This window comes from Arthrobacter sp. NPDC058097 (genome assembly GCF_042884885.1).
In the GTDB taxonomy this organism is placed as follows: Bacteria; Actinomycetota; Actinomycetes; order Actinomycetales; family Micrococcaceae; genus Arthrobacter.
This window is the reverse complement of sequence record NZ_JBHVSZ010000004.1, coordinates 298,134-313,823: the sequence shown is the minus strand read 5'-3', so window position 1 is coordinate 313,823 and position 15,690 is coordinate 298,134. Positions and strand designations below refer to the sequence as shown.

The 15,690-nt window shown below is 65.3% G+C and carries 20 protein-coding genes; 7 read left to right on the top strand and 13 right to left on the bottom strand.

Annotated features, from left to right (window positions below):
- The first annotated feature begins 84 nt into the window (after positions 1-84).
- On the top strand, positions 85-1,191 hold the full coding sequence (locus tag ACFVTE_RS09680) for an EAL domain-containing protein (RefSeq protein WP_387099559.1): 1,107 nt from the start codon (positions 85-87) through the stop codon (positions 1,189-1,191).
- A gap of 2 nt (positions 1,192-1,193) precedes the next feature.
- On the opposite strand, the gene ACFVTE_RS09675 is transcribed toward ACFVTE_RS09680, so the two are convergent.
- The 6 genes from ACFVTE_RS09675 to ACFVTE_RS09650 all read right to left on the bottom strand — a co-directional run bounded on the left by ACFVTE_RS09675 (position 1,194) and on the right by ACFVTE_RS09650 (position 5,072).
- Complete coding sequence (locus tag ACFVTE_RS09675; protein ID WP_387099557.1) at positions 1,194-1,349, bottom strand: hypothetical protein; 156 nt, start codon at positions 1,347-1,349, stop codon at positions 1,194-1,196.
- Positions 1,350-1,467: 118 nt separating this feature from the next.
- Complete coding sequence (locus tag ACFVTE_RS09670) at positions 1,468-2,049, bottom strand: hypothetical protein (protein ID WP_387099555.1); 582 nt, start codon at positions 2,047-2,049, stop codon at positions 1,468-1,470.
- Between the two features lie 333 nt (positions 2,050-2,382).
- The gene (locus ACFVTE_RS09665) at positions 2,383-2,679 is read right to left on the bottom strand and encodes a hypothetical protein (RefSeq protein ID WP_387099553.1); all 297 of its coding nucleotides are present in this window, start codon (positions 2,677-2,679) and stop codon (positions 2,383-2,385) included.
- Positions 2,679-2,972 (bottom strand): hypothetical protein, encoded by a 294-nt coding sequence (locus ACFVTE_RS09660; protein ID WP_387099550.1) that lies wholly within the window; start codon positions 2,970-2,972, stop codon positions 2,679-2,681. Before ACFVTE_RS09660 ends, ACFVTE_RS09665 begins: the two co-directional genes overlap by 1 nt.
- A gap of 338 nt (positions 2,973-3,310) precedes the next feature.
- Positions 3,311-4,363, bottom strand: a complete 1,053-nt coding sequence (locus ACFVTE_RS09655) for a hypothetical protein (RefSeq protein WP_387099547.1) — start codon at positions 4,361-4,363, stop codon at positions 3,311-3,313.
- Between the two features lie 196 nt (positions 4,364-4,559).
- Complete coding sequence (locus ACFVTE_RS09650) at positions 4,560-5,072, bottom strand: VOC family protein (protein WP_387099544.1); 513 nt, start codon at positions 5,070-5,072, stop codon at positions 4,560-4,562.
- A gap of 64 nt (positions 5,073-5,136) precedes the next feature.
- On the opposite strand from ACFVTE_RS09650, the gene ACFVTE_RS09645 reads away from it, so the two are divergent.
- Positions 5,137-5,934, top strand: coding sequence for a helix-turn-helix domain-containing protein (locus ACFVTE_RS09645; protein ID WP_387099541.1), 798 nt, complete (start codon positions 5,137-5,139; stop codon positions 5,932-5,934).
- Positions 5,935-5,944: 10 nt separating this feature from the next.
- A complete protein-coding gene (locus ACFVTE_RS09640) occupies positions 5,945-6,427 on the top strand; it encodes a DUF3592 domain-containing protein (RefSeq protein WP_387099538.1) in 483 nt (160 codons plus the stop codon).
- 476 nt (positions 6,428-6,903) lie between these two features.
- Here ACFVTE_RS09640 and ACFVTE_RS09635 read toward each other — a convergent pair whose 3' ends face one another.
- Both ACFVTE_RS09635 and ACFVTE_RS09630 read right to left on the bottom strand, forming a co-directional pair.
- Positions 6,904-7,056 (bottom strand): hypothetical protein, encoded by a 153-nt coding sequence (locus tag ACFVTE_RS09635; protein ID WP_387099536.1) that lies wholly within the window; start codon positions 7,054-7,056, stop codon positions 6,904-6,906.
- A gap of 372 nt (positions 7,057-7,428) precedes the next feature.
- The gene (locus ACFVTE_RS09630; protein ID WP_387099533.1) at positions 7,429-9,552 is read right to left on the bottom strand and encodes an acyltransferase family protein; all 2,124 of its coding nucleotides are present in this window, start codon (positions 9,550-9,552) and stop codon (positions 7,429-7,431) included.
- A gap of 210 nt (positions 9,553-9,762) precedes the next feature.
- On the opposite strand from ACFVTE_RS09630, the gene ACFVTE_RS09625 reads away from it, so the two are divergent.
- A complete protein-coding gene (locus ACFVTE_RS09625) occupies positions 9,763-10,053 on the top strand; it encodes an antibiotic biosynthesis monooxygenase family protein (RefSeq protein WP_387099531.1) in 291 nt (96 codons plus the stop codon).
- A 52-nt stretch (positions 10,054-10,105) separates the two neighbouring features.
- Positions 10,106-10,777, top strand: coding sequence for a response regulator transcription factor (locus ACFVTE_RS09620; protein ID WP_387099755.1), 672 nt, complete (start codon positions 10,106-10,108; stop codon positions 10,775-10,777).
- On the opposite strand, the gene ACFVTE_RS09615 is transcribed toward ACFVTE_RS09620, so the two are convergent.
- Positions 10,774-12,252 (bottom strand): sensor histidine kinase, encoded by a 1,479-nt coding sequence (locus tag ACFVTE_RS09615; RefSeq protein WP_387099529.1) that lies wholly within the window; start codon positions 12,250-12,252, stop codon positions 10,774-10,776. The two genes, ACFVTE_RS09620 and ACFVTE_RS09615, sit on opposite strands and share 4 nt — an antisense overlap.
- A 518-nt stretch (positions 12,253-12,770) precedes the next feature.
- Between ACFVTE_RS09615 and ACFVTE_RS09610 the strand changes: the two genes are divergently transcribed.
- Positions 12,771-13,460 carry a DedA family protein gene (locus tag ACFVTE_RS09610; RefSeq protein ID WP_387099527.1) on the top strand — a complete coding sequence of 230 codons (690 nt, stop codon included), beginning with the start codon at positions 12,771-12,773 and terminating at the stop codon, positions 13,458-13,460.
- Positions 13,461-13,464: 4 nt separating this feature from the next.
- Entirely contained in the window at positions 13,465-13,605 is a 141-nt protein-coding gene (locus ACFVTE_RS09605) for a hypothetical protein (RefSeq protein ID WP_387099524.1), read from the top strand.
- Positions 13,606-13,751: 146 nt separating this feature from the next.
- Here ACFVTE_RS09605 and ACFVTE_RS09600 read toward each other — a convergent pair whose 3' ends face one another.
- From ACFVTE_RS09600 to ACFVTE_RS09585, 4 genes are all read right to left on the bottom strand, one after another.
- Positions 13,752-14,243, bottom strand: a complete 492-nt coding sequence (locus ACFVTE_RS09600; RefSeq protein ID WP_387099521.1) for a hypothetical protein — start codon at positions 14,241-14,243, stop codon at positions 13,752-13,754.
- 79 nt (positions 14,244-14,322) lie between these two features.
- Positions 14,323-14,715, bottom strand: coding sequence for a VOC family protein (locus tag ACFVTE_RS09595; RefSeq protein WP_387099519.1), 393 nt, complete (start codon positions 14,713-14,715; stop codon positions 14,323-14,325).
- Complete coding sequence (locus ACFVTE_RS09590) at positions 14,712-14,999, bottom strand: ArsR/SmtB family transcription factor (RefSeq protein WP_387099517.1); 288 nt, start codon at positions 14,997-14,999, stop codon at positions 14,712-14,714. Before ACFVTE_RS09590 ends, ACFVTE_RS09595 begins: the two co-directional genes overlap by 4 nt.
- A 32-nt stretch (positions 15,000-15,031) precedes the next feature.
- Positions 15,032-15,649 (bottom strand): DedA family protein, encoded by a 618-nt coding sequence (locus ACFVTE_RS09585; RefSeq protein ID WP_387099515.1) that lies wholly within the window; start codon positions 15,647-15,649, stop codon positions 15,032-15,034.
- Between the last annotated feature and the right edge of the window lie 41 nt (positions 15,650-15,690).

Here is a 15,690-nt window from a genome sequence, read left to right as displayed (position 1 = left end):
AAGACGGCTCACGTGCGCTTATGATGCATCCGGAGGCAGGTAGTCCAGCCAGCGGCCAGCTGCCCGGAACCTGAGGAGTGCCCATTGGACAACACCCGGTTCCCTGATGATGACAGCCGGACCGAGGACGACGGGCCCTTCTCCGACATCCCGCTGATGCGAGAGCAGGCCTACGAGATCATCGATGCGGTCCTGTCCGGCACGGATCCGGAAGGGGCCGAGGTCCGGGAGCGGCTCCGCGAGCACGTGGCGGCGCACCCCGGAAATCCGGAAGCAGCGCTGCACGAACATTTGGTCTTCACCCGTTCGCTGGCAAGGCAAGCCGGCGATCAGCCCAATCCCGGCAAGCAGGAAGTGCACCGGCACCCGGCTGAGGGGCAGATCAGCGTCCCCGGCCACGGCCAGGCGGCCATCGAGGCGGTCCTGCATGGCGGCATGCTTGTCACGGCGTTCCAGCCGATCCACGATCTGCGCCGCGGCGGGGTCATCGGCGCCGAAGCCCTGACGCGTTTCCTGTGGGAGCCGGACGGCGACGGTGCGGGCTCCTGGTTCAAGAACGCCGCCGCCGTCGGCCTGGGCGCGGACCTGGAGTTCTCGGCGCTGCAGGCGGCCGTGGCCGCGGCGCAGGAGCTGCCGCCCCAGCTGGTGGTGGCACTGAACCTGTCACCGGCCGTATGCCTGGATCCCCGGCTGCCGGGATTCCTGGAACATGCGCCTCTGGAATCCTCCCGGATCATGCTGGAACTCACCGAACCGCTCAACCCGGAGCAGCTGGGTCCGCTGCTGGAGGTCCTGACGCCGCTGCGCAGGTCCGGCATGGGGCTGGCCGTCGACGAAGCCGGGACGGACGCTGCCTCCATGCGCCACATCCGGTCCCTCCGGCCGGACGTCATCAAAATGGGCCGCGGCCTGGTCACAGGGATCGACGCCGATCCGAGCCGTCAGTACCTGGTGGCCGACCTCGTCGAATTCGGACGTCAGACCGGTACGGCGCTGGCCGCCGTCGGAATTGAAACCTCCGCTGAACGTGCGGTCCTGACCCGGCTGGCAGTGGCTGCCGGCCAGGGCCATTTCCTGGGGCAGCCCACGGTCAATGTGAAGGAATGGGCCACCTGGGCCGGCCCCGCCTCGGCAATTCAGGGCCGGCATGGACGGCACACGGCAGGGCGGCCCCACCCCGACGGCCGCTAGCGTCAGTCACGCGCCCCGAGCAGCCCGGAACGGGCTTCCTCCTCGACTGGGCCCCGTGCCCGGGAGGGCTGGAAGCAGACCCAACCCCAGTCGGCGAGGTCCAGGACAACAAGCACCGAGTACTCCCGGCTGCTCAGCCGACGGATATGGTGCCACACGCCCGCGGCATGCCTTCCTTATCGAACACTTCTCGCAGAGCGGAGGACTGAAGCCTCGGACTGTCGACATTGCTCGGAAGAGCGGCGGGGCGACCTATGCTGGCCTCATGTCCGATCTTTACGTACAGGGATGTTGAGCGATATGTTCCTCGAGGTCCCGGATATATGCGGGGAAGTCCGTAACGAATACCAGCTCCTGGGGCATCCCAGAATGGTCAGGGCTCCACATGGTGGCGGCAGGCGATTCGGTTTGCATGCTGAGTGCCGCCTCGGCGAGCTCAAGGGCGTGCGAATCTCGCTGCAAGAGGTGCAGGGCGAGTGCTTGATTCGCCAAACGAATCAGATCATCGCCGATGCTGAACATGGCAGCCTTAGATAAGGACGCAAATGCGGCAGATGGGTCAAACGCCAACTGGCAGAAACCGAGGTTGTTCCACACCATGGCATCGCCTGGCCTCAACTGGCTGAGCCCGGCGAATATGTCTGCCGCCTTGCGAGCATCGCCTTGGCGTAGATGTCCGAGAGCCTCCGACACGAATTCGTGGGCATCGAACCCGGCCGTCTGCATAAACGAGCGGGACTCATTCAGTGCGTCGAGGCAGGCCGAGGTCAGTCGGTCCTGATGGACTGTACGTAAGGAAAGGACATTGCGCTGCTTGCAGTTTGGTTGCGCGCCGGCTGATGTCTGTCCGAAAGGCAATGCCTTCTGGCATCGAAGTCTTCGACTCCAGCAACTACTTCCCGAGGAAGCACCCGCCCCGTCATCCTTAGGCCGCCTATGTTCTCGGTGACTACGGGTCGCTGTGTGAAGCCCAATTCTTCGGCGATCTGCCGACATTGCTCCCCACACGTTGGACCGTCCTCGGTCGCCCTGTAGAAGGGGCAACTGGGCGTTAGGTTCGGCCGGGTGCACGAGTCGCCATAGGCCCTAGTGCGTTTAGCAGTAGCTGTTCGCGTAATTCTGAGTCAACCATCCGCCCGCCCTTACGTAGATTGGCTAACCTAGCCTATGCCAAACTGCGCGGGTGGGGCCTCAGTCCTTACTGGTGATGGCGAGGACAGTGATAGCGCCGTCGTCGGGTCCATAATGCCAGAAGATCCTCCACGCCGAGGGAGTGTTGTTCTCTACGTACGAGTCCCACACGGCCTCGCCGTTCACTCCTGACAAGGACATGTACTTGTGCGAGCTCAAGCCCGGATGCTTTGGATCCTGCTGCAATCGCCCCAAGGCTCGTCGAACCTTCTTCAGCTTCTTCTCCTGATGACCGTCGCCTTCGAGCGCTTCCAAGGCGCTGACGGCCTCAGGAGTGAAGACGAGCCTGAACGGCATCAGTCCTCGTCCTCGTCTCCGTCGAGGAACTGCGTGAAGTCACCGAGCGACTTGGCCTGCCCGCCTGCGGATTCGAGCAGTCCGCGGCTGAGTGCTTCCCGTATCTGGACATCCTCCCAAACCAAAAGCTCGCGCTTGGGTATAGAAACCAGGGGTGTCAGCAGGATGGCGCCTTCGTCGTTAACGGCGATCGCGTAGCGGTCATCGCGCCGCACGCCAGCTTTCCCCACTGAGATCCGTGAGCGTTCGTCTGCGCTGACTTCTCCCACGGGCGTGAACTTTGTGCTCTCCATTTGATGCTCCTAGGTGGTAGCTACCACAAGCGTACAACGCAAATGGGGTATCGCCCATATTCCCACTTGGGGTTATTAATCTATCCATTACTACGTCAACTGTCGAGCCCTTGCCTATAGGAACCGTGGTGTGTGTGGGGGCGACAAATGTCGCAGTTCCTACGGCGGTTTCGGCTGTCGCCGTTGTCTGACTGAGTACCTCGGCGCACGCGTTTGAGAGCCGGAACCCCGCCGCGCGTGTTTGGGAGCACTCGGCACGCACCACCTGCACCGTTAGGGTCACCGCTGCTTGACCAAGACCAATCCGGCTGGCCGAAAGAGCCGGCGTGGCGGGGCACCTACCTTGGTGCGGGACGCGTCCCTGCATCCGTGCTCGACCCGGACGTTGGAACGAAGCTCCAGCCGAACGAGCCGTCGTCCCGGAGTGTCATCCGAAGGAAACCGTGCGTGTCGCTGAACCGCTTCACAATGTACGGCGGACTGCTGGTGAAGGAACGGAGCCCCATGCCTCCCGTGGAAACCTGGAATGCTGTGATCCCGTCACCGACGCACTGGTCGGCGTTATTCACCGGACATGAGCGTTCGTAGTTGTGCTGTGACCCGGACAGGGTGAACCGCACCCGGTGCTTCCACATCACGTCGATCCACGGTTTGAGCTCGGTGGACCGGCTGTGTCCATGGGTGTCCGACGTGAAGTACGGGTCGTGGTGCACCACCGCCAGGTGTTTGCCCGCCGCCCTGGCGCCAGCGAGGTCCTTGTCCAGCCAGGCTGTGATGGCCTGGGCCTGTGCCGGGTTGTACCGCCACTGCGCGGAGGACAGGAACGCGATGTGCCACTTCCCGAAGTCCTTCGAGTACGGTGTCCCGTTCCCGATCAACCCCCGCTGCTGGTTGATCGCAGCCTTCCCGGGGGCATCCGGGCATTGGCCGTTCATGAAGTTGTCGAGGTCTTCGTTCCGGCCTGGCTGCCAGTCATGGTTTGGTGCGGACACCCAGTACAGCTTCGACTTCGTGCCGCCCCACAGCGGATGCCAGTACTTCACATAGTCCGCGCAGTACGCGGTGTCGTACTGGAAGTCCCCGAGCCCCAGGAACGCGTCAATCTGGTTGGTCCGCACCAGCGTGGAAATGGCCGCGCCGTTGCGCCCGGAGGGGCTGTCGGCTGCCGAGTTCTTCGGGCCGTTCATGTCGCCAACGGCCGCGATCCGCACGCCACCCGCCCGTGCGGGGGTCTCGTCGGGTGACGGCAGGGATGGCGCCGCGACGGTCGCAGTCGGTTGCGGCTCCTGCCCAGCGGTTTTCACGCCGCCGGCAGCGAGGGTGACGGCCCAGAGGCCGGCGACGCCCAGGAGGACTGCGGACGTTCCGGCGGCAACACGATTGCGGCGCATGGGGTGCGAGCCTCCCTTCGCGGGGTGCCGTGTTCCTGCTTCGGGCCAATTGGGGCCGGCGCCATCGCCCGCCTCTTCCAATCGTCAGCCCTCGTCCTTGGAATAACCATGGAGCAGGGGGTCCCGCGTCAGGGCAGCACCAGCCACACGCCCGGCAGCAGCACAGCTAGGGTGTCCGCATTCCGGAGCTCTGGGATCAGCCCTGCTGCGCCGCCCATTCCTCCACGCGGCGGTTGCTTTCCTCTTCGGAGAGGTCCTCCACCCGGGTCATGATGGACCAGCGGACGCCGAAGGGGTCACGGATGCTGGCGTACCGGTCGCCGGAGACAAACGTCGTCAATGGTTCCCGGAGCGTGGCGCCGGCCTGCTCCGCGCGCTGCACCAGGGCGTCCGCGTCAGCGCAGTAGAGGCCCATTGAGTAGCAGTCGTTTTCGCCCTCCGGCGCCGGAACCAGATGGTAGTCGGGGCTGGGTTCGCCGAGCTGGAGGTGGCCGTTCCCGAAGTCGAGTTCCGCGTGGACCACCACTCCGCGCATCTCCGTAGCGGAGACCACGCGGGCGCCGAACACGTCCTTGTAGAAAGCGATCGCTTCCCGTGCGCCGGTCACGGCAAGGAAGGGGGTGAGGCTTGTCAGGCCCTTCGGAATTCCGTGGGTGGTGTGCTCTCCGTGGGCGGCCGTGGTGGATCCGGTGCTTGTAGTATCTGTCATGTCTATGACGCTACGTGCCCCGCCGGCGGCGGCGCTTGGAGATTCGCGACAGTCTGGGGGACCGATGGAGAGCTCGTTCAAGGGGATCCTGTACCCTGCCCGGCTTCCCACTTTCCACCGCCTTCCGGCGCCGGCCCCCGTGGCGGACCTGGTCCAGTGGTTCTGGATTCCCGAGTGGGACATCGAGCCAGGCCGCACCTCCCGCCAGCACCTCATCGCGTACCCCGGCTCCAACCTCGTGGTGCAGCTCCATGGCGTGGTGTTCTCCGGCCCCACCACCCGGGCCGCCCACCAGGACCTGGCCGGACGGGGATGGGCGGTCGGTGCGCTGCTGCGGCCGGCGGCCGTGCCGCTATTCACCAACGACCCGTCGGGCCTGCAGGACACCGAGGTCGCCGTGGCCGCTGACAGGCTGCACTGTGCCGTCGCGGAGGCCATGAACACGCACGACGGCGATACCCGCCGTGAGCGGGCAGTGGATGCCTTTGCGGGGTGGCTGGCTTGTTTTACAGACCCGGAAGTGTCCGGGGAGGCGCTGCTGGCCAACCGGCTGATGGACGTGATCGGATCGGACGCATCGGTGGTCCGGGTGGAGGATGTGGCGTCGTTATTGGCGGTTTCGAAGCGGACCCTGCAGCGCGTGGCCAAGAAGTACATCGGCCTCAGCCCTGCCGCGCTGATCCGCCGTCGGCGGCTTCAGGACGCTGCCGAGCGGACCCGCCAGGACCCGTCGGCGGATCTGGCGGCGATAGCTGCAGAACTCGGATATGCCGACCACGCGCATTTGACGAACGACTTCCAGAAGTACCTGGGGTTCACTCCGAGCACCTACCGGCGCGCGGTCGCCGGGGACGGATCCTAGTATGGGCGCCATGAGTTCGCCGGATCCCGCTGAGAACCACAGGCCCAAAACTCTGCTGGGCCCGGCCGTTCGCGTGGTGCTGGCCGTTGTCCTGGTCCTGGCCGGGCCGGTGATGATCGGCGTCGGTTCGCGGGTGGCTGATGCGCATGAGGACCTCGCGCGGACGGGTGTGCACACCACCGGAACCGTCCTTGACTTCAACGACGCCAGGAGGGCCTCGCAACGGGACATCAGGGTGAGGTACACGACCGCGGACGGGACGGACCGCGTCATCTCGGCCACCGTGGGCCACGGCCAGCAGCCCACGGACGGCGCGGAAGTTACGGTGGTGTACCGCGAGGAAGAGCCCGGCCAGGCAATAGTGCTCGGGTACGAGAGCTACGGCATCACCGTCCGGGGAGTTGGCACTATCCTGACGATGATTTTCATCCCCATCGTTCTCCTCCTCGTATTTTCGAGGCGGGGTAGGGGGCCTGGAAACAAGGTCGGCTAGCCGCGGCGGGGAGATTTCCCTCGAACGAAGGCACCGGGTCCGGGGAAAACTCCTCCGGACCCGGTGCCAGACCGGCTTCAGCGCTGGCAGGTGCATTAACCGGCAAATCCATTGTCATTGGAGCAGCTTGGGAAAACCTTGGAAGAGCCGGAGTGTGCATGCGTGAGCGCGGGGATGGGGGAACGATGCCCCAAGCAACGCCGGACGAGTTCCATCCGGTCGCCGCCCGCGTGGTCCTTGCCCAGAAAACCGCCACCGGCCGAACGCGCGTTACCCCCGTCCTGGCCTACACCCTGGACCAGGTTGTCAGCTTCCAGGAAAACGGAGGCGAACCGGTCTCGGCCCTGGTCTCACTCCTGCTTGCGAACGGCTTCCAACTGGCCATGAGTCCTGACTGCTCCGACATCCTGCAACAAGCCCGGCCAATCTCCGCACGGCGGCCAAGCAAAGCACGCTGGTCATCGGCGCCGTCCCGCTCAGCGCTTAACCAGCGTGTCCCAGACCGGCCCCAAAAGGTGGGCCATCGCCGACATGCCGAACCACACGGCGGTGGCTATCAGCAGAACAATAATGACCATGGCGATCCGGAACTTCGCCGCGGACGGCGGTTTGCGGCTGCTCTCATCCATGACTATCCCTTTGTAGGCTGCAACATCATGTTCGCACCGATACCGACGCAGGGCCCCAATCTGGGCGGAGTCTTGAGCTGATCTTGAGCCGCCTATGACACCAGCGCTTACCCAAGGGTCACTATCGGTTATAACCGTGACTCGCGCGGCGCCGAGCAGTTGGATGAGGTTGCCGCAGCGTCGTCCAGTACCGCGTTTGTCACATCGCCCTGGTCTTTCGCAGGGCCTTCCGGTATCACCTGATCCATACGAACAGGTAGATCCCGAGCATTGCCAGTTTTGTCCAAGGCCTTCCTGCTCATGAACGACCACAAGATCAAGGACGAGTCGATCCTCAGCCAGATCCACGGGAGCCGCGAAAGCCTCGTGTAACTACTTGCCGGCAAGCGCTTCGGACAGCACGGGCCCGAGTGACTTTGAATAGGCAGCCGTGAGATGGGCACCGTCTGCATGCATGGGCGACGTGCCGGCGAACGCGGGGCAGTTTCCGGCCACGCAGAACCAACCAACGGTCTCCACGAAGTGAACGTTCGGCTGCGCGGCAGGGTCAAGCGCCGACCGCCCGGCGGCCGTCATGTCCAGTGAGAGTTGCTGCACCTTGGACGCACAGTCCGCTGGCGTGCTGATCTTCGTGGCGCACTCGGCGAACTTGCGGCCGCGTGGCGGCGGGTCAAGCACGAAAACCTGTTTGGTCGAGGCAGAGAGGTCTGTGTACAGCTTTTTGGACGCCCCGGTCCACTCGCCGGCCGCTGCGCCGCCCGTTGCCCCGCTGGAAAGGCGCACCAACGTTCCCGTTGAGCTGGACGCGATCACCATATCAGGCTTCATGGCGGCTATCTGCCGAAGGGCCCACGTGCGGAAAGGGGCGCACTTGGGGTGTGCCGCTTTGGAGGATTTGATCACGTCAACCGGGGCGGCCGGGCACTGCTGCATGGTGTAAACAAGGACCTTGTACCCCTGCGGTTCAAGGGCGGCGCGTACGCCCGGAACGTAGCTGATAGCCACCGAGTCGCCGAGGACCACTGCCGTCTTCTTGGCCGCTGCGTCCCCGTAGGTGCAACGGGCCGCGTTTTCTGCTGGGTCTTCGAGGGCGCCCCGCTCGTCGGCCAGGCAGCCGTCTTCAACCCATTCAGGCGCCTTCGCCTCGTTGCCAAGGGTATCGATCGCAGGCGTAAGCTCCGGCCACTGGGACGCCGAGAGAGCAAGGGTGAGTTCCTGGCTCAGCTTTGCTGCGGGGGTGTTGGCAACAGCTGAGGAGGAAGCACCCGGCGGCACCACCGGGCGCGCTGTTGCAGCGACCGGGCCGGTCTTGGCCAGGGTGAAGCTCACGACGATGGCGGCAACCAGGGCAAGAGCGGTGACCGCTCCGAAGGCCAGCCGGGCCGGGGCCTCGTGCGGCGCCTTGGCAGCCTTGGCTGCCTTGGCTTCAAGCCATCGCGAGTGCCTGACCGGCTCTTCAATGAAGTGATAGGACCATGCTGACAGCGCCAGGGTGAGGGCTAAAGCAACGGCGTGTTCGACGGCGCCCGACGGTGGCCGGAGTGCTCCCAGCAGAATGATGACGGGGAAGTGCCACAGGTACAGGGAATATGAAATGTCACCCAGGTAGCGGGAGACGCGATTGGTCAGTGGAGCCAGCAGCCGTTGCTCCCCGCCGGTCCCTGCGGCAATGACCGCCATGGTCGCAAGGACCGGCACCGCTGCCCACGGGCCCGGGAAGGTCAATTCCGGTGTGATGGCGAAGGCGCCGATGACGATTCCTGCGAGGCCGAGGTAGGCCAAAGCGGGCCGGATACGGTGCGGGATGCGCAGCAGAGCCGGCGCGAGGACGGCCAGCAGGCCACCGCAGCCGAGCTCCCAGGCGCGGGAAAACGTGGAGAAGTATGCGACCGTGGGTGCGGCGGAGCTTTCCCACATGGCGAAGGCAAACGATGCCCCGGCCACGGCAAACAGGGCCAGGCCCGTTGAACGCCGGACACCGGAAGACGGACGGCCCAGTTTGGAAGCTCCCCAGCCGAGCATGAGCGCGAGCAGCCAGGGCCAGACGATGTAGAACTGTTCCTCGACGGCCAGCGACCAGAAGTGCTGCAGCGGGGACACCGCCCCGCCGGCCTGCATGTAATCAGTACCGACCATGGCCATGTGCCAGTTGGCCGCAGACAGGAACGCCCACAGGCCGTCCTGGGCAGTGCCGGTGAAGCGCGCAGTGGAGAACACAAACCATGAGGCGATGAGGGTCAGGACGATGACCAGCGATGCCAGCGGCAGGATGCGCCGCGCCCGGCGCCGGTAGAAGTCCGCGAAGGAGATCCTGCCGTTTCTGTCATGCTCCCGGATCAGGCTGGCAGTGATCACAAAACCGGAGATCACGAAGAAGACATCCACGCCGATGAAGCCGCCGGTGGGGTAAGCCAGCAGATGATCCGCAATAACCAGGACGACTGCCAGTGCGCGAAGGCCCTGGATGTCATGGCGCTTGGGGGTGCCCGTCTTCACCGCCAGGGAATTCGCTTTGCGTTGAGCGGCCCGGCCTTCTGGCACGCGGGCATGAGCGATGGACAAGAGAATTCCCCCAAACGAGACCGGTGTTGGTGTCATTTTACCCGCCAGGCATATCCGGTATGGCTAGCCGCCGGAGGGGCCGGCGAGGTGTACTCTGCACCGGGGTGCCGAGCACTGGCCCACCCCACACATGAAAGGAACACCATGTCTGTTGTGAAGATCAACGCCATCCACGTCCCCGAAGGCAAGGGCGCCGAGCTCGAGAAGCGCTTCGCCGCCCGGGCACACGCCGTCGATGGACAGCCCGGGTTCGAAGGTTTCCAGCTGCTCCGCCCGGTCAAGGGCGATGACCGCTACTTTGTCGTCACCACCTGGGCCACAGAAGAGGACTTCCAAAACTGGCGGAGCGGCCAGGCCCGCGAGGCACACGGCGGCGACCGCCAGCCGGTTGCCACCCGTGCGGACCTCCTCGAATTCGAAGTCGTGGAACTCTGATCCAGGCTCTGTATCCGCCGCGGATTTAGTCTCTCGTGAGACGATGTCAACTGTGCGGGTCCTGCTTGTGGAAGACGAGGTCCTGCTGGCTGAGACCATCCGGCAGGGGCTGAAAGCCGCCGGTTTCGTGGTGGACGTTGCCCATGACGGTGTTGATGGGCTCTGGGCCGCCACCGAGAACACATATGACGTCGTCGTGCTGGACGTGATGCTGCCGGGCATGCACGGCTACGCGGTGCTGCAACAGCTGCGCGAGCGGCGGAACTGGGTGCCGGTGATCATGCTGACGGCCAAGGACGGCGAATATGACCAGACGGACGCCTTCGACCTGGGGGCGGACGATTACCTGACCAAACCTTTCAGCTTCCCGGTGCTGATCGCGAGGCTGCGGGCACTGATCCGGCGGGGAGCTCCGGAGCGGCCGGTGGTTCTGACCGTCGGTTCATTGAGCCTGGACCCGGCAAACCGGCACGTCACCCGGGACGGGCAGGCCATCACGCTGACGGCCCGGGAGTTCAGTCTGCTGGAATACCTCATGCGCCGGCCGGACCAGGTTGTGTCGAAGGCCCAGATCCTGGACAACGTCTGGGACCCCGATTTCCGCGGCGGCGACAACGTGGTTGAGGTGTATGTCGGGTACCTGCGCAGGAAAATCGATGAACCGTTCGGACTCAACACGCTCGGGACGGTGCGGGGCATGGGGTACAGGCTCAGCCCGGATTAGCGCTTACGACGGCGGCCGCCGGCAGGGGTGCCGGGGGTCACCATGGGCGGCAAACTGATTTCAAAGCGGCACCAGCCCTGCGGTGTCTCGGTTGCGGTGACGCGGCCGCCGTGGGCCTCCACAATGCCGCGGGTGATCGCCAGGCCCAGGCCGCTGCCGCCCTGCTGGCGTGACCGGCTCTCATCCAGCCGGACGAAACGCCCGAAGATCCGTTCCCTGTCGGCCAGCGGCACGGGAGGGCCGTCGTCGTCAATGGCTACCAGCACGGCCTGCGCCGACGCCGACAGGTGCACCGAAACTGTCCGTGCCGCGTGACGGTCGGCGTTGTCCAGCACGTTCCGGAAGGCCTGTCCAAGCCGGACCGCGTCCCCCAGAATCTTGGCCGGAACGAGGTCCGCGGCGAGGCGGTGCCGGCTGGTCGCTTTGAGCCTCCGCAGTTCAGCGGCCAGGACATCATCGACGTCCACTTCCTCACGCCGGACGGGCAGTCCCTGATCGTCCGCTTTGGACAACGCCAGGAGGTCCTCCACGAGGCCCTGCAGCCGGCGCGTCTGTTCGGCAAGGACCGGGCTCATGTCCCGCCACGTCCCGCCCGCGGGGTCGGAGCCGGCGATCTCCAGGCCCGTGCCGAGGGTGGTGATGGGGCCCCGCAGTTCGTGGCTCGCGTCGGAGACGAACTGCCGTTGCCGTTGATCGGCCTCTTCAATCCGGTCAAGCATGGAATTCATGGTGGCGGCCAGGGCCTGCAGCTCGTCACCCGTCCCTGGGACATCCACGCGCTGGCTCAGTCTTCCGGCGCCGATGCGGCTGACCTGCGTCCGGATCCGTTCCACCCGCCGCAGGGAGCGCCCAACGAGGAAATGCACGGACCACGCCACCACGCCCAGCAGCACCGGCATGGCCACCAGCAGGAACCAGCTGACAATTCTGACGGTGTCGGCCTGGGGCTGAATGGTCCGTCCGGCCAGCACCCAGTACTTTTTGCCCTCATCGTTGACGCCGAGCACCACCAGATAGCGTTCGTCGCCGTCTCCCAGGAGGGCGGGCGCGGTTGCCTTGTCTGTGGCGCTCTGGCCCGCGGCGGGCCGCAGCTGACTGAGCGGAGCGGTCAGGAGCGTGGGTTCCGAGGCCCCGATCACCTTGCCCGTCCCGTCGAGGATCTGCACCAGGGGGTCTTTTTTGGCGGTCGCTGCCACCGCAATGCTGGCTTCCTCTGCGTCCTGGCTCTGGATCAATGCTGCGACATCCTGGACCTTGGTCCTCAGGAAGCTGTCTGTTCCGGCAACGAGGTCAGATTCCAGCGTCACGAGCAGCAGCAGCCCGCCGGCCAGCAGGGCGACGGCGACGACGGCGACCGCAGCCAGGGTGGACTGCCAGCGCAGTCCGCGGGGCAGAGTCACCCCTCGTCCCGGCCGTGTGTGCTTCGGTGCCTGAACCGGGAGCCCGTCAGCGGACGGCAGTTCCTGGTGGTCCATGGTTCAAGGATTGAGGCTCAACCTGCCCGGCGCAATGGGGAACGTGCCGGTCTCAGAGTCCTCTCAGGAGCCTTACGGCATGATGAAAGCAGCTGGGTACGGCGTTCCAGCATGCAACGAAAGCTTCGGATCATGAGCGACATCGGCAATTGGCCAGACCCAATGTGAAGGCACAGCACCGCACCCGCAGGTGCGGCGCCTTCGCCGCACACCGTTGCTGGGAAAACGTTGGGGCATCGCACCCCCACACCCCCTGATGAAGGGGCTGGATGCCGTTCGGGTTCCACGATTGCGGCAGTGTCACGGGTGGATACTCATCAGGTCCCTGAAGCCGAAGGTTGCCGCGAACCATCACTTCAGAGAAGCCGGGTCCGGAGCATACTCCCCCTAAAAGTATCCGGACCCGGCCGGACAGGGGACCCCAGGTGATCACGCAGACCCGGGTCAGCGCCGCAGAGCATGCCCGCCCGCCCAGTGTTGTTCTTCCGCGGCGAGGGCGCGGAGCCTAGGCTGGGGCCATGCGCCCCATCGAAACCGCTGCCATGCTGTCCCCGCATCCGGTGGCCGGGCTCCTGCCGCCGTGGATGGATCCGAATGTGTTCCTTCGCGACCCCGCCGTCGCGCCCTGGCTGCTGGTGGTGGTGTGCGCCTTCCTGTTCATTGAAACAGGGATTCTGGTCGGTTTTTTCCTGCCTGGGGATTCCCTGCTGTTCACGGCAGGGCTGCTCGTGGCCACCGGAACCGTGCACGTGAACATTCTGGTCCTCGGCGCCGCCGCCTTTGCCGCCGCGTTCGCGGGTGACCAGACCGGGTATCTGATCGGGCGCAAGGCCGGCCCTGCGGTGTTCAATAAACCCGGGTCGCGCTGGTTTCGGAGCGAATTCGCCGACAGGGCGCATGGCTTCTTCGAGAAGTACGGGCGTCGGTCCGTGATCCTGGCCCGGTTCGTGCCGATTGTGCGGACGTTCCTTCCCGTCACCGCCGGGGTAGGCCGGATGGAGTACCGGACGTTCATCGCCTTCAACGCGATCGGTGCGCTGCTGTGGGGCGTTGGCGTGCCCCTGCTCGGATTCTGGCTGGGCAGGTATGAATGGATCGGCGCCAACATCGACCTGATCTTCATCCTGATTGTGCTGGCGTCCTTCGTCCCGATCGGCCTTGAACTACTCAAGAACAGACGCAAGAAGGCCGCCGGCACCGATTCCTAGAGGCGTGGCGGCTTGTCCATGTGGAGCCAACACCGACGGCAGTGACCCCGAGCTGAAGACGTTCATCGGATCCGTGGGCGGCGACCCCAACGCAGCCCCGCAGATCACGGTCGGGCAGGCAATCGACTCTCCTGACAAGTTCTGACCCGGCGCCGGTCGCGGCCCGGTGATGAAAGGCGCACGACGGCGATACCCGCCGTGCGCGGGCAGCAGATGCCTTTGAGGGGTGGCTGGGGTGCGCTGCGGACTCTGCGTGTCCGAGGCGTTGCTCAGCTGTGAGAACGGTCGGCGTTAGCCGCGGGGCGGAGCGGACACCAGCTCAACATTCCTCCTGATGGCCAAGCGTCCGATCGCTGCCGCAGCGCCGACGGTGGCCCAGAAGCCCAGGGATTCAATGGTCCAGCCGAACTGCAGCAGGCCTCCGAGAACCCAGAAAACCAGGGTCGGAACGGCAAAGAAGACCGCAACGTGGATCCACTGATTAGGCACGTGCCGCAGCACATAGCCGAGGATCCAGGCCAGCGGTGCCGCGAAGACAAGAGCAATTCCGAAGCCGTACCACAGCACCATGATCGCGATGCCCGGCACAGGGCTCGGCCCACTCTCGGACGGCACCGCGGCGGTCAGCTCCTGCACCACCACGATCACGCAAACCGGTACGAGCCACAGGACGGTCGAAATGAACCATCCCTTGATGAAGGCAGAGGACCGCAGGACTACCCGATGGCGTCCCGGCGGGTTCGGCGGCACCGCAGCCGCAATAGCTGGGTCGCTCTCGTTCACGTCACGACACCCCCGTTTCGGCTCCGGTGATCACACTAGCGGGCCCCCATAGCCATAGGGTAGCTGCCTCCCACGTGGGTCAGGCGGGGCCGAGCAGCTGGATGAGGTTCCCGCACGTGTCGTCCAGTACCGCAACCGTCAGATCGCCCTGCACGCCGGGTTGCTGGACGAACAGGACGCCGCGCTCGGACAGTTCGCGGTGTGCGCTCTCCACGTCGTCCACCCGGAAGGACGCCACGGGGATGCCGTCCTCGGTAAGGGCGTGCTGGTACTCCTTCGCCGCCGGATGGGCGTTCGGCTCCAGCAGCAGTTCGACGCCGTCAGTGTCGTCCGGTCCGACGACGGTCAGCCAGCGGTACTCGCCCAGCGGCACATCGTGCTTCAGAACAAAGCCGAGGTGCCGGGTGTAGAAGTCCAGCGCTTTCGCCTGGTCGTCGACGAATACGCTCATGACGTGGATGCGCGGTTTCATGGTGTCTCCTGTCCTGGAATCAGCCAGCGGTCCAGCAGAGACCGCAGCGGTGAGGTGTCGAGATGGTGCAGCTTTGTCCGGCCGGCCCGTTCCGTCCGCACGAGTCCGGCTGACTCAAGCACTGCCAGGTGCTGCGATACGGCCTGCCGTGTGAGCGTTGAGCCGTGCTCCGTGACCAGCCGCGTGCACAGCTCGAACAGCGTCATGCCGTCCCGGCGCGCGAGCTCATCGAGGATCATTCGGCGCGTCGGGTCGCCGATGGCACGGAACACCTCATCGCTCATGCCGCCATCTTATGCAAGTGATCACTTGCCTTTCAAGAGGCCGCGTCACGCTTCCTCCGCGCCGAGCGGACGCGCCACACCACTGCGCCAACAGCGGCAACAACCACGACGACGGCCGTGATGTCCCGTCCGACGGTTTTCGCGATCGCCTCGTACGAGTTGCCGGCGAAGTAGCCAAGGAGCACAAAGCCGGCACCCCAGGCCAGTCCGCCGGCCGCGTTGAAGGCCAGGAACCGGGGATAGTGCATGCGGGAAATGCCGGCCAGCGCAGGCATCACCGCACGGAAGAAGGCGATAAAGCGCCCCAGGAAGACGGCCGACCCGCCGCGCCGGCGCAGGAACTCCTGTGCCTTGTCCAGCTTCCTCCGGTGGCGTTTCAATCCCCGGGTGTCCAGCAGCTTGGGCCCGGCGTGCTTGCCCACCTCGTACCCGACGGTGTCGCCGATGACTGCGGCCAGAACCACCAGGCCGATCATGATGCCCAGCTGCACCTGGCCGCGGCTCGCCACCACGCCGCCGAGCACCGCGGCTGTTTCGCCGGGAATGACGAACCCGATGAACAGCGCGTCCTCGGCGAACACCAGCAGGGCCACCAGCGTATAAGCGAGCAGGGGACTGACGCCGAGAATACCGTCGATGAATCCGCTCACGCCACCGCCTCCGTTCCGGTTGAGCCGTTCCGGCTGGGTCT

Bases quoted from the DNA above. Each gene is read 5' to 3' on its own strand.
- ACFVTE_RS09595 (WP_387099519.1), bottom strand. From the start codon at position 14,715: ATGAAACCGCGCATCCACGTCATGAGCGTATTCGTCGACGACCAGGCG.
- ACFVTE_RS09640 (WP_387099538.1), top strand. From the start codon at position 5,945: ATGAGTTCGCCGGATCCCGCTGAGAACCACAGGCCCAAAACTCTGCTG.
- ACFVTE_RS09590 (WP_387099517.1), bottom strand. From the start codon at position 14,999: ATGAGCGATGAGGTGTTCCGTGCCATCGGCGACCCGACGCGCCGAATG.
- ACFVTE_RS09660 (WP_387099550.1), bottom strand. From the start codon at position 2,972: ATGGAGAGCACAAAGTTCACGCCCGTGGGAGAAGTCAGCGCAGACGAA.
- ACFVTE_RS09635 (WP_387099536.1), bottom strand. From the start codon at position 7,056: ATGGATGAGAGCAGCCGCAAACCGCCGTCCGCGGCGAAGTTCCGGATC.
- ACFVTE_RS09650 (WP_387099544.1), bottom strand. From the start codon at position 5,072: ATGACAGATACTACAAGCACCGGATCCACCACGGCCGCCCACGGAGAG.
- ACFVTE_RS09615 (WP_387099529.1), bottom strand. From the start codon at position 12,252: ATGGACCACCAGGAACTGCCGTCCGCTGACGGGCTCCCGGTTCAGGCA.
- ACFVTE_RS09645 (WP_387099541.1), top strand. From the start codon at position 5,137: ATGGAGAGCTCGTTCAAGGGGATCCTGTACCCTGCCCGGCTTCCCACT.
- ACFVTE_RS09665 (WP_387099553.1), bottom strand. From the start codon at position 2,679: ATGCCGTTCAGGCTCGTCTTCACTCCTGAGGCCGTCAGCGCCTTGGAA.
- ACFVTE_RS09625 (WP_387099531.1), top strand. From the start codon at position 9,763: ATGTCTGTTGTGAAGATCAACGCCATCCACGTCCCCGAAGGCAAGGGC.
- ACFVTE_RS09655 (WP_387099547.1), bottom strand. From the start codon at position 4,363: ATGCGCCGCAATCGTGTTGCCGCCGGAACGTCCGCAGTCCTCCTGGGC.
- ACFVTE_RS09610 (WP_387099527.1), top strand. From the start codon at position 12,771: ATGCGCCCCATCGAAACCGCTGCCATGCTGTCCCCGCATCCGGTGGCC.